At 53.2% G+C, this 11634-nt stretch carries 13 protein-coding genes; 2 read left to right on the top strand and 11 right to left on the bottom strand.

Translation table 11 applies throughout. The annotated features are described in order from the left end of the window. The first annotated feature begins 11 nt into the window (after positions 1 to 11). Complete coding sequence (locus MOQ06_RS08920) at positions 12 to 509, top strand: lytic transglycosylase domain-containing protein (protein ID WP_148419579.1); 498 nt, start codon at positions 12 to 14, stop codon at positions 507 to 509. Positions 510 to 642: 133 nt separating this feature from the next. Here MOQ06_RS08920 and MOQ06_RS08915 read toward each other — a convergent pair whose 3' ends face one another. From MOQ06_RS08915 to MOQ06_RS08870, 10 genes are all read right to left on the bottom strand, one after another. Next, entirely contained in the window at positions 643 to 1428 is a 786-nt protein-coding gene (locus tag MOQ06_RS08915) for a winged helix-turn-helix domain-containing protein (protein ID WP_242172462.1), read from the bottom strand. A 629-nt stretch (positions 1429 to 2057) separates the two neighbouring features. Continuing rightward, the gene (locus MOQ06_RS08910) at positions 2058 to 2981 is read right to left on the bottom strand and encodes a fimbrial protein (protein ID WP_242172460.1); all 924 of its coding nucleotides are present in this window, start codon (positions 2979 to 2981) and stop codon (positions 2058 to 2060) included. A gap of 10 nt (positions 2982 to 2991) precedes the next feature. After that, complete coding sequence (locus MOQ06_RS08905) at positions 2992 to 3546, bottom strand: fimbrial protein (RefSeq protein ID WP_242172456.1); 555 nt, start codon at positions 3544 to 3546, stop codon at positions 2992 to 2994. 9 nt (positions 3547 to 3555) lie between these two features. Continuing rightward, on the bottom strand, positions 3556 to 4077 hold the full coding sequence (locus tag MOQ06_RS08900) for a fimbrial protein (protein WP_148419575.1): 522 nt from the start codon (positions 4075 to 4077) through the stop codon (positions 3556 to 3558). 10 nt (positions 4078 to 4087) lie between these two features. Continuing rightward, a complete protein-coding gene (locus MOQ06_RS08895; protein WP_176610098.1) occupies positions 4088 to 4585 on the bottom strand; it encodes a fimbrial protein in 498 nt (165 codons plus the stop codon). 10 nt (positions 4586 to 4595) lie between these two features. Next, the gene (locus tag MOQ06_RS08890) at positions 4596 to 5189 is read right to left on the bottom strand and encodes a fimbrial protein (RefSeq protein ID WP_148419573.1); all 594 of its coding nucleotides are present in this window, start codon (positions 5187 to 5189) and stop codon (positions 4596 to 4598) included. A gap of 5 nt (positions 5190 to 5194) precedes the next feature. Continuing rightward, entirely contained in the window at positions 5195 to 5947 is a 753-nt protein-coding gene (locus MOQ06_RS08885; protein WP_126765291.1) for a fimbria/pilus periplasmic chaperone, read from the bottom strand. An 81-nt stretch (positions 5948 to 6028) separates the two neighbouring features. Further along, a complete protein-coding gene (locus tag MOQ06_RS08880) occupies positions 6029 to 8530 on the bottom strand; it encodes an outer membrane usher protein (protein ID WP_242172454.1) in 2502 nt (833 codons plus the stop codon). After that, entirely contained in the window at positions 8530 to 9087 is a 558-nt protein-coding gene (locus tag MOQ06_RS08875) for a fimbrial protein (protein WP_242172452.1), read from the bottom strand. The genes MOQ06_RS08880 and MOQ06_RS08875 overlap by 1 nt, the downstream gene beginning before the upstream one ends. A gap of 50 nt (positions 9088 to 9137) precedes the next feature. Next, a complete protein-coding gene (locus MOQ06_RS08870; protein WP_277932252.1) occupies positions 9138 to 9638 on the bottom strand; it encodes a fimbrial protein in 501 nt (166 codons plus the stop codon). Positions 9639 to 9921: 283 nt separating this feature from the next. Here MOQ06_RS08870 and MOQ06_RS08865 point away from each other — a divergent pair, with 283 nt between their 5' ends. Continuing rightward, positions 9922 to 11202: a hypothetical protein gene (locus tag MOQ06_RS08865; protein ID WP_242172450.1), complete on the top strand. Its 1281-nt coding sequence runs from the start codon at positions 9922 to 9924 to the stop codon at positions 11200 to 11202. A gap of 177 nt (positions 11203 to 11379) precedes the next feature. Here the strand turns inward: MOQ06_RS08865 and MOQ06_RS08860 are convergent, their stop codons facing one another. Then, positions 11380 to 11529, bottom strand: a complete 150-nt coding sequence (locus MOQ06_RS08860; RefSeq protein WP_242172448.1) for a hypothetical protein — start codon at positions 11527 to 11529, stop codon at positions 11380 to 11382. Positions 11530 to 11634 lie beyond the last annotated feature (105 nt).

The following is an 11634-nucleotide window of genomic DNA, read 5'->3' as shown; positions in this document are numbered from 1 at the left end:
GTATTTACATTATGCAGATTAAAACCGTTATTGCTCTCGCCAGCCCTTTCTTCCTCTCTTTTCATGCTTTCGCTCAAAACGGCGACTGTATTACTCAGGCAGCACAATGTTTCCAGGTCAACCCACTGCTTATCAAAGCGATAATCTGGCACGAATCCAGGAATCAGCCGCAGGCGCTGAATTTCAATAAAAATAAAACCGTGGACGTCGGCATCATGCAGATTAACACGGTGCATTTTAGCAGTCTCAAAAGCCGGGGGATTGATGAGCAGCGCCTGCGCAAGGACAGCTGCGCCAATGTGTTCTCGGGAACCTGGATACTAAAGCAGAAAATTGAGCGTTATGGTTATACCTGGGACGGCATTGGCAGCTACCATTCACGAACGGCAGCTCAGCGTGAAAAGTATGTGCGAAACATCGTCTCACTTATTGCCCATCAGACGGCCACCCTCGACAAAATTGCCGTTCCCCCCTCGCACAGCGTCCCAACGCTTTTCTCATGCCGGTAAGTTAAAGCAATAACGCAGGCGCTGGCCTGCGTTATTGTTTTAGTCAGCATGATCTGGAATAGAGAGGTAAATAACGCCGTCACTTATCTTAAATTAAGGCTAATTTAACGAGTAAAAGATTCAGAGCCTGAGATTAGTCTGCTTTGATAGCTTCGGTATTCAGCGTGCATTTTCCCATAAGCATGGACGCCCTGGGGCTACAAACCAGTCCGTGATCCGTTTTGCAACAGTATAAATAATTATCCATAAGCCTGGTCTTACTGTACTGCGCCAGCAGTCCGCCAGAAAAGAAGACCTTCTTTTCTTCAAAAAGATCCTGTGCATATCCCCTTGCCCCCATGGCCACCCCCGCCAAAAAGATGCTTAACGTTGCGACGGCGAAAATAAACCACTTCCTTGACGTCAGCTTTCGCCCCACCGGCTTGTGCTGTGGCACATAGGATACAACCGTCATTGACGTTGTGGGGGGAGCGGGCTGATAGCTGGTAATGGGTTTAGCTGAATAAGAGATGTTGTCCAGTTCAATCGTTCCTGCCGCCGGGGAACGTTCGTTTAGCGTGTCAGGCTCCAGTTCGGGCTCTGATAGCGACGCCTCCCAGGTGGGTTCGGCGGTAAGCTGATAGCCTAACTTTGGAATAGTGACGATAATGTTCTTAGATTCATCTTTAAGGCTAATGCGTAATGAGCGTATCATTTGCGCAATACTCTGGGAGGTAACATAGCTGCCATCCCAAACTTCCGAAAGAAACTCGTCCTGAGAAACCGGGGATGGATATTTGGCGCAAAGCAGGGCCAGAACGTCTGACTGTTTTTTTCTCAACTGCAGGATTGTATCTTCGCGTTGTAAGGTTCTTAATGCCGGATTAAAAGTGTAATCAAGAAAGAAAATCTTGCCTTGCTTCGTTGAGCTATTTTTCAATTTAGATCCCTCAGTCATTTCATTTGATGAGTGAACATACCATCAAGAAAATGCATGGCCGAAAGCCTCAACCCACGCCTCTAGACATTTAATCGACAACTGATTAGTTCATTTCACATTTATTTAATTAAACGATACCTAAACGGACAATTACATTATCAGCTCACCAATATAATTACCTGCGGTATTAATATGTGTCAGATGGAATATTATGGATAATGCTTTACTCTGTAAAAATATCATCTTAACACAGTAAATCCATAGTTTTATAATTGATTTAAACGATCGATGCCCATACGTTAATCGTCAAAACAAATCACACTATTTATTTACATTCAATTAAAATCAACTTCATATACTCCTTCAGCAAGCTGAAAAATAGCATATGATTCACATCTTTAAATTAAGCTAAATCTGTCCCTGATAGACATATTATCGTATGCCGTTTAAAAAAAATGCGGAACATCCTTGTCCGCTAATAAAGCAATGTCCTCACGCTACATGAATAGTCACTGCATTCTGGAGTCGAATCTGTCGCTAACCTTGACTCCTTTTCCCGACCCAATCCATGGTCAAAAATTTAACATATATCCAGGAAACCACTCTATCAAAAAACGCCACTTAGCCTGTCAGTACTGCGTCAGAATCATCGTCGCCGATGCGGAAAATGCCCCTGTTGCAATATTCTCATAGCTGACCGAAGCCGGTTTCACCGGAGTAAAGCTCAACGGCACGGTGAAACTGCCATTCGTGACGCTGAGTTTCTGGCTATCTCCGTTGGCGATCGCATTCCCATTCCATCGCATTTCCACAGCCAGATTATCATTATTGGTTTTAATCGCCTTATTATTCCAGGCCGGAGATAAGAGGCTCATTTTGACATCAAAATCCACAGTGTGCGCCGCGTCACAAACTATATTGAAATCTTTTCTTACAGTTTGCGATGACGTCCCGCCTGAGACAATATCACCGCGTTCAATCTGCCCTAAATCCACGTTGAAGGTCGATCCAGACATAACGCTACAGGTCGAGGTATTAATATCCACATCGTTCGACGCGTAGAGGGTCCAGGTATAGTTATGACGCTCGCCTTTATTATTGGTCTGCACGAATCGCAGGCTCCCCAGCTTATCGCCGGTCTTGATGTGAATCTCCTCCCCGAGCGACGTCAGTTCAAAATAAAGCACCACCGGTAATTGTCTGGATTCACCATTGTTTAGATCGAAGATTTTCGTTTCTGATACCGGCGCAGGATGTTCGGTCCCCGAAATCGTGACGCCATATTTAAGGTTTTTAAATATACCGCTTTCAAGCTTTACCCCATCGGCCCCCAGCCACATGGTGTCGATCCAGCCGTCCTGTCCCGCCGTATTCTTGCAGGTAATTTGGGGCGCCAGATCGACGATACTGTTTTTACCGGTATTAACATCTGAGCTGACGTTAATATGGATATCGGCGTCGCCGCCGTGCCAGCCAATCTTGTCACACTCATAGGCCGACGCCGCCACGCTTTGCAGCAGCAGAATTGCCAGCAACGGCAATTTTATCTTCATAAGATTTTCCCTAGGGGTAATTAAGCTCAAACGTCGCCAGCGCGCTAAATTCGCCGCGGCGCAGTGTGCGGTTGGCGAGCGCGCCTGGTTCACCTATCACGTAACCTTCCAGCGCCAGCTCGCTGGTACCGTTCTGAAGTGAAAACGCCTTTACCGTCTTGTTGAAAGGTAAAGGCGTGCCGTCCGGCAGCGACATGCCGATGGCCAGACCGCTATCGGCAGGAGACGTCACGGCCAACATGCCGGAGAGCTCCGCGCTCTCAGCGCCCTTAAAGGTCACTTCAACCTGATTGCCAAGCGTCAGGTCGCACTCCCTGAGCTTGATGACGAACGGCTGCGCGTGGGTGCGTGTATGTAGATAGAGATACGTATCGATTACCGTGCCAAAATCGAGGGTTATGGCCGCGGAGGCGGGATCGAGCTCACAGGGATCGGCCACCAGCTGGCCGTCAAACCGCAGATTATTACTTACTTCTTTTACGCCGCCCTCCGCCGCACACGCGGCGTGGGTGATGATAAGCAACAGTAATCCCAGCGCCCCGCGCCGCGTGTAGAATATGTCCATGCTATTTCCTTAGAGGTATTCCGCCAGCAGCGTCGCGGTTGCGCTAAACGCGCCTTCACTCAGCTCGCTGACGCTCGGATCTTTTACCGGTACCGCTTCAAGGGTTGGCGGATTTTGATAGGTAATATCCAGCGCCTTGTTGATCTCAAACGGCTGCCCGTTCTGAAGGATCTGGATCCCCAGCCCCGCCGCATTGGTGCTCAGCGCGCTGGCGTCAAAGGAGGCGGCGCTGCCCTTCACAATCATGGTCAAACGCCAGGTTGGATCGATATCATCGCAAACCAGCTGGTAGCTGATGGTCTGCCTGTAGCGCTGCCCGTCGACCTTGTGGATACCAACATTGTCGAAATGAATGCTCAGGTCACGGTCGTTATTGATGTGGCAGGGATGAATTTTCAGCGTCCCGTGAAACGCGATGTCGCTACTGTCGCCGGTCGCGACGGCGAAAGCATGCCCGGAGGCAGAAAGCACCAGGGTAAAAATAGCGCCGCGCAGACGCGCCCGGCTGCGATTAAGGAGGGTGTGAATCATCGTTCTTGCCTCAGTTATAGGCCACTTTCAGGGTTGCCGTGGCGTTAAATGCCTGGCCGTCCTGAAACCGGGCGCCGCTCTCCTTTTCAAGCACCGCATACAGCGAAGGCGGACTGCTGCTATCAAAATCGATCCAGTGATTAAGCGGCAGGGTCGCGCTGCCGTTTTGCAGCTTTATCGTCAGCCCATTGGCATCGGTTTGTAGCCTGCTGGTATCGCCACCCGCGGGCGTGCCGGATACCTGCAGCTGCACCGTTTTGCCATCCGGGTCGCCCTGGCAGCTCACCTGATACGGGATCGCCTGACGATACGCCGTCCCCACGATCTCATTGATGTACACATCGCCAAATTCGACCTTTATCGGCTCGTTGCTGGAAAAGGTACAGGACGCTGTAGCAATCACCTCGCCGGAAATGGCGATGTCCACGTTGCTGGATCCCGGTCCGGCGGTCGCGCCGGCGGCGGCCACCATCATCAGCGCGCTAGCGCCGCGGCTCAGACATTTCATGACGCGCTCCTTAGTCATAGTCCAGTTCAAATCCTACCGTCGCGCGCCACTCGCCGGACGACAGGTCCTGGGCCGTGCGTTCCGGCTGCACGCGGTACAGCATCGCACCGTTTCCCGGCACGATAAAATGCGGCACGCCGCGCTGACCAAGACGAATGTCCCGGCCCGCGCTGTCGGTGATACGCAGGCCCATCCCGCTTACGCCGTTGACCTTAACCAGCTCGGGCGTGTCCGGATCGGCGGGGGCGGTGAACGTCACGCTAACCATTGGTTGTGCGCTATCCCAGTAGCGATTGCCCGTGCGCAAATCAAGCATATTGCCGCCGACATGGACGCAGTCGCGCAGCCGCAGGATAAACGCCTGCGCTTCCCCGCGTGACCCCGTCTTTTGCAGAAGCGACGTCGTGATGCGCCCCAGATCGATCTCCTGATTTTGCGAGACCATATCGAGGCGACAAGCACCCTCTACAAACTCTCCGTAAACGTGCAGTTCGCCGTGCTCGCCTTCCACACCCCAGCTATCCGCGTCGGCGAAGGCCGGCATTGCCGGCCCGAGCGCGCTTGCGATAAGCAGCACCGCGGCGCGTTTTGTCGTTTCATTCATCGTGCTTATCCAGCCCTGCTGTCAACAACCCGGCAAACATCGTGCGCGCAGCTGAACATCAGCTTTGGCCGGCCGCCATAGTCATTAATCCAGGTCATAATGGGCTTATTGCCGAGCGCCCCCGCCTTCACGGTGAGCGGCGATTCAGAGAAAGGGGCAATCATCACCGGGTCAAACCCGGCAATGGGCGCGCCGCCCGGCTGATTGTACGCAGCAGCCAGCGTCACGTAATAAGGGCTGGGGTTACTGACGCGGTAGCCTTCGCCGTGGCGGGTTAAGACCAGCTTTTTCTGCCAGAGATCCGGGGCCTGATTGCGGTCAAGCTGCAGCGAGGCCGGACGGTAGAAAAGCTTGATGCGCGTTTGCAACGCAATCTGCAGGGTGTTCGCCTTGCTGCTTTTGGGCGGAATTTCACGCAGGTTAAAGTAGAAAATTGATTCTCTGTCCTGCGGCAGCGACTGGGCATCATCGGTAAGCTGCAGCTTTACCTGCCCTTTAGCCACGGGCTCTACCCGCTGAAGCGGCGGCAGCGCCGCCAGCGGCCCGCTGATTTTGTTCCCCTTTTCATCCTCAATCCACGCCTGCGCCAGGTAGGGCAACGCCTTGTTCTGGTTGGAGATGTTCAAGCTCATCGACCTGTTCGCGCCGTTAAACACTGCCCGCGTGCGGTCAAGCGTAACGGCAGCCTGCACGCTCTGGCAAAGCAGCCCGGAGATCAGCACTGCTCCGATCCCCGTGAACGATAAATGATGTTTCATACGGATATACTCGCTGTTGTTGGGCCACCGCAGAATACGGTTGCCCGGTTGTTTTCCCCGCGGTCGCGGATGGCTGAAACGCTATATCTGCTGCGGCCGGCAGGTTAACGGCAGAACGCGGACGCCGGTCGGCAGGGGGTTAGGCAGCGTTACTACGCACTGCGTTTGCCCATCCCACATCACCCGCATCGACTCCCCGCTGACCATCCCCGTTAGCCATACCATGCCGTCATCGTCGACGATCCCGGCCTGGCTCTCACGATGGCTGAGCACCGTCGCTCCGAACGGTGGAACGCTGCCGTTGGTAAGACGCAGCTGCACCATCGCCTTTTCCCCGGCAATCATTCCAAAACGGCGGTAGCCGATGGCCCCTTCCGTCAGCGTTCCCTGAACCACCGACCGCGTTGCCTCGACGTTGTCGGCCAGGTTGTTCACGTCCACGCTGAGGCTGCTGCGATAGCCATTGCTGATATCCGCAACCACGGCCTTGCCAAAGCGGTTCGTCTGGGTTCCCGTGCCGTATCCGCGGACGGGTACCCCAGCAATGCCCGCCGTATCAACCATCATTCGTGTTCCACCCATGCTGCTCACCCGATGCATCGCCACACCCTCTGGCGTCGCAGTAAGGCCCCCCTGAATCGCTCCGCCCCAGGAGCGATAGCGCCCCTCTTCATAGGTGGTATTAGCGGTCAGCTCGGCAACGTCGCCCTTGTGCGTAAAGTACCCGCTGCTGGCTGCCCGGCCCTGCCGGGCAACCCCGGCTTTAATCCGGTAGGTATTGTTTGCGTCAATGTTGTCGAAATAGCCGATCATCGCCCCGTTGCCTGAACTTCCCGCCTGGCCATCGACATTGAGCGTGCCCCCATTACCCCACGGCACCGAGAGGCTCAGGTAAGCGCCATCGTCGCGTGTATGGTTAAAAAGAGAGCGATAGGCCGACAGGGTCAGACCAAGATTTTTAAGCTGTCCGGCATCGAAAAAGCGGGATAGCGAGAGGTTGTAGGTATCGTTATCCGGGCGGTCCCAGTAGGTCTGGTGGCTATAGTTCACATACGCACTAAGCCCCAGCTGCCGAAACTGTTTATTGAAAGCAATGGTGTAGAGCTCTTTATTGTTATTTCCCGCTATACCGTGATAGCGCGCGCTTAAAAACTCCGACATATTCATAAAGTTACGCTGCGAGAAGCGATAGCCTGCGAAGGTGACCTGGCTGTCGTATTCGTCAAAGCGTTTGGAGTAGCTAAGGCGCCAGGAGCCACCGGACCGGCTGCCCGTCTGCGGCAACACGGCACGCGACTCGGTGAAGTCAAACGAGACCGCCCCCAAGGCCAGCAGGTCACGACCGACGCCCGTCGCCACCGCGTTATAGTCACCCGCCAGCAGGCTGCCGCCGTAAAGCGACCAGCCGTTATTGATCCCCCACGAAAATTCCCCCGTGGCAAATCCCGGCCCCACGCTGTTGTGGCGGTAATCCGACGGCTTGCCCAGCGCCAGCTTGTAACGCACCATACCTGGCCGCGTCAGATAGGGAATATTGGCAGTATCCATCTGGAAATGGCGAACGGTGCCGTCCTGTTCCTGTATCTCCACGTCCAGCGTTCCAGAAACCGCCGTGTTCAAATCCTGAATACGAAACGGGCCCGCCGCCACGGTGGTTTCGTGCAGCACGCGTCCCTGCTGGCTAATAGTGACCTTCGCGTTGGTCCTCGCGACGCCGACCACCTCCGGCGCATAGCCGCGCAGGTTGGGCGGCAGCATATTGTCATCCGATTCCAGGCTGCTTCCCGTGTAGCGGAAACTGTCAAACAGCCCCGAGTTGAGATAGTTTTCCCCCATCATCAGCTTCGACTTCAAGGACGGCAGCGCCCGCCACGCGTAGTAACGACTCCACGCCCACTCGCGCTGATTGTCCTGATACGACCCAGCGCTGTGGCTGTAGCGCGCCTGCCAGTCTGCACGCACCCGCCAGCCGCCGACGTTAAAACCGGTAGTGCCGTTACCCGTCAGTGATTTCATCTCGCGGCGGCTCCCCGTTGCATACCGCGAAGACTGACCGTTAAGGTTATAGTCAAAAATGGCCCCGCCAATCCCCTCATCCCAGCTGCCGGGGGGATCCCAATTCTCAGCGGTATATTCGAGATAGGCCTGGGGGATGCTCAGGTACAGCGTATTAGAACCTAGGTCGGCGCGCTGGCTGGCGCCCGGCAGGCTCGCCAGCTGCAGGCAAGTACCGTGATGCCACCACGTCAGCGTGCTTTGCAGCGCTGATTTAAGTCCAAGCAGCGCCACAAGGTCGTGCGTCAGGCATACCTCACTGCCCTTTGGATCATCATCCGGCGCCAGAAAACTGAGCGGCTGTTCGGGCAACTCGGTCTTGTTCAGGCGAACCACCATCTGGTAATTTCCCGGCATAATAAAACCGGCGCGAGAGAACTGACTCAGGTCGATATGCGCCCGATCGCTGACGTCCAGCACGTCGGTATTAAATTGAATGGTTTGTGCCGCATACCCACTGGCCATCCCTCCCTGTAAGGCCAGGGTGACCAGCACGGCAATGCCCGAAAAATTAAAAACGTGCCTCATCAAAAATAATCCAGTTTGAAACGCACCGTAGTCTGGTACGCACCCGCGCGCAGCTTCTGGTGGTTACCCACCAGCCGCAGGCTGTAATCAAGGCGCATGGCGCCAGGCTGTAGCTGCCCCGAAGAGGAGGCGATTCCCGGCCGCATGCGGTTGCCTGCGGCATCCATAATTTCCAGACCGACCCCGCGGGCCTCGCCGCGAAGCGCGAAGAGCGAGCCATCGGTGATGGCCCCATCGAAGGTGACGCGAAAATGTGACCAGTCAGGATGGTTTGGCAGCATCGGTTCCAGCGCGCAGTTCTCGAGGTGAATGCTGAACGGCTTTGATGGCCCGACGCCGGCATTGATGATCTGATCCAACGGCAGCGTGATGAGGTCGATCGCCTGATCGCGACTATCGACTTTGATCGCGCAGGGCGTATCGATAATCGCCCCCTGCATGCTGACCTTGCCATGCCCCTGGCCGGTAATGTTAGCCGCCGGTACGCCCACACAGACGAAGGGCAATGTCAGCCACAGCAGCCGCACAGGCGTGACAAATGAAGCACTATGTTTCATAGATTTCCCGCAAAAAAACCGAACCAGACGGCCGCAAGGCCAACGTCGTCTTACTGGTAAGCCAGGGTGAAGTTGGCAACCGAGGTAAACTCACCCGGCACAACGGAGGACGTGGCGCCGTTCCCCTGCAGATAAGCGGCATAGGTAAGGGTGTTATCACCCTGCTGGGTTTTGGTGACCGAGCTCGGCGTACCAAGCGGGATGTTGGTGCCATTGTCATTGGTAATGCCAATAGCCGCGCCGCTGGCCGTGCCAACCAGCGCCAGATAGCCTGGCTGGGCGCTTGATTCCGATCCCGTGAAGGTGACGGTGACCGTTTTATCCGTCAGGCCAGCGAGATCGCAGCTTTCAAGCTTGATATCAAACGGTCGCGGACGCGATTTCCCGCCGTTCGCCAGCGCTTTGTTGGAAATTTCACCCAGGTCAACGGTTTGTTCAATGGTATCGGGGGTAATTGAACAAGGGGCGTCGATAATTGCGCCGGTAAATGTGACCTTGCCGTGCCCCTGATCGGCCGCCTGTACCTGACCGACGAGTACGGTAGTCGTCATGCCAAGCGCCCAGGCCCATTTGGTTAATTGCATCGTTATTCTTTCCTGTAAAAGTTAATAGATAACACCAACACACACTTTATCCGCATAGAGTTAGTGGCTTTAATCTACTTAATTTTTACTGGCACAACTTTCAAAAAACGACACCGCAAAAATATCCTCTTTTCAGTAAAAAGCGTTTTTTGCAAGAAGCACACGATGGCGCATGACACTATACATCCCGACAGCTAAACCGGTCCTGTGAACGGTTTTATATTGTAATTTAATGCCAAGCGAGGAAATTATGTCGTTAACTGTACGTGAACAAAATCGATTTATTGCTGCCCTTGATAACCTAAGAACCTCCGAGCGGGTGCACAAAAGCGATCTCAAAACCGTTAATAAAACGCTGGATAAAATGGGCAGCGTGGCTAATAGTAAAGAATTACTCGCAAGTCTCAGCGATCGAATGCGTCAAAACTTTGACATTAAAGATTCCAAAAAAGTGGAGTCGTTTATTGAAAATGTCAAGGACAAGCTTGAAAAGCAGGAATCAAAGATCCACGATAAGAAACTCACGCAGCTGAACAATATTGGCAACCGTATCTTTCAGGCAAGCCAAAAAATTGAGGTTGATCATCTCAGCAAAGAGATCGCGCTCAAGACGAGTGCGGCAAATCGTCAACTGGAATGCGCCAGGTCTGATAAAAACCTGGTTCACGAAATGATTGACAAACGAAATGAAGCAAAAGAGTTTGTCTCTATCGAGAAGCATAAATTAGAACAGATCACTCCGCAGAAAATTAGCGAAGATCAAGAAAAACGCATTAATAGATTGACCCAGAAAACAAATAGTGAGATTGACAAACTGAAGGTTGACATTCGTAGAATTAATAAACGTGAGCCTGAGCTCTTTAAATTCCTTAATAACCTGGGGAAGACCGACGTTATTAATGATTTGGCCAAAGCGCAAAATAATAAATTCCTCAAGAGAACAATGGCTACGCCTGAGTATGCTGAAAAGATGTTTGGTACCAAGACCATTGTGGTTGAGGGTCGACGCTCCTATTCTGCTACGACAACAAAAGAAGTGCTGAGCGACAACGGAGCAGAGTTCCTCACTCGCATTAAGAAATATCAAAACGCTAAAAATGAGGTTGCAGCCATTAAACATGAAATTAGCCGTATGGAATCTGCCAGAGACGCGCGGATCGCGGCCATTAAGTCTGAAGAACGTTCGCCGCTGCAGTCAAAATATGACGCTAGAATTGCGCAATATCAGGACGGTGTCAAAGAGATGGGTGAAACCGAAAACCGCGCCCTGAATACGTTAGCGAAGAGAATTAACTTCATCGATAGCACAATTGAGCATACAACCGCGCTTAAGAAAGGTATTGAAGAAAAAGCCGAGCTTATGGCTGACCCTGAAGTTAAACAGTCAGCGGCTCGTCATGAAAATAGCATTAGCAGGCTCGTCGCCAGGAAAGAGAAGCTGGAAAACAGTTACCAGCGTCTTGTTGAGGCGTCAAACACCGGTAAAAACTACGTCAGCGACGTTGAATCCGACATCGGAAGCGATTACTAAAGTCACGTGTAACCACGCCTGGCCCTCTTCACGAGAGTGACGTTTAAAATCCACGCCCCGGCGTGGATTTTTTCTGTTAACTAGCCCCCGCGTTCTGAAAGTGTGCTTCTCAGGGAGCCAGGGCCTGTTCACAACCCGCTTTTTCACTACGGGATAAACGGTGACCTCGATAGGTTTTCACCAGATCAGGCGCGCCCATTCGCTGAAGCCGATGACGACGAACCCGCGATTACACCACCGGTGCGCCTCACGGTTTTGCTCGTATACCGTGCTGAACCCGTACCAGGGAACGCCGGAGAAAACTGATGGGGTTACTGATGATGCCACAACGCTTCCAGCTGCGGTAAAGCAGTACGTAAAGCCCGGAGCGATACTCACCCTGAATCCGGGGCAGTACGCAGAGCTCAACATTAATGTCTCAGCTGGGGATGG

Origin of the sequence: Enterobacter sp. I4 (assembly GCF_022669095.1) — a bacterium.
GTDB lineage: Bacteria > Pseudomonadota > Gammaproteobacteria > Enterobacterales > Enterobacteriaceae > Enterobacter > Enterobacter pasteurii.
This window is presented reverse-complemented; position numbering and strand designations above follow the sequence as displayed.

Coding starts and splice junctions, on each gene's coding strand:
- MOQ06_RS08920 (WP_148419579.1), top strand. CDS start 12: ATGCAGATTAAAACCGTTATTGCTCTCGCCAGCCCTTTCTTCCTCTCT.
- MOQ06_RS08910 (WP_242172460.1), bottom strand. CDS start 2,981: ATGAAGATAAAATTGCCGTTGCTGGCAATTCTGCTGCTGCAAAGCGTG.
- MOQ06_RS08905 (WP_242172456.1), bottom strand. CDS start 3,546: ATGGACATATTCTACACGCGGCGCGGGGCGCTGGGATTACTGTTGCTT.
- MOQ06_RS08900 (WP_148419575.1), bottom strand. CDS start 4,077: ATGATTCACACCCTCCTTAATCGCAGCCGGGCGCGTCTGCGCGGCGCT.
- MOQ06_RS08895 (WP_176610098.1), bottom strand. CDS start 4,585: ATGAAATGTCTGAGCCGCGGCGCTAGCGCGCTGATGATGGTGGCCGCC.
- MOQ06_RS08890 (WP_148419573.1), bottom strand. CDS start 5,189: ATGAATGAAACGACAAAACGCGCCGCGGTGCTGCTTATCGCAAGCGCG.
- MOQ06_RS08885 (WP_126765291.1), bottom strand. CDS start 5,947: ATGAAACATCATTTATCGTTCACGGGGATCGGAGCAGTGCTGATCTCC.
- MOQ06_RS08880 (WP_242172454.1), bottom strand. CDS start 8,530: ATGAGGCACGTTTTTAATTTTTCGGGCATTGCCGTGCTGGTCACCCTG.
- MOQ06_RS08875 (WP_242172452.1), bottom strand. CDS start 9,087: ATGAAACATAGTGCTTCATTTGTCACGCCTGTGCGGCTGCTGTGGCTG.
- MOQ06_RS08870 (WP_277932252.1), bottom strand. CDS start 9,638: ATGACGACTACCGTACTCGTCGGTCAGGTACAGGCGGCCGATCAGGGG.
- MOQ06_RS08865 (WP_242172450.1), top strand. CDS start 9,922: ATGTCGTTAACTGTACGTGAACAAAATCGATTTATTGCTGCCCTTGAT.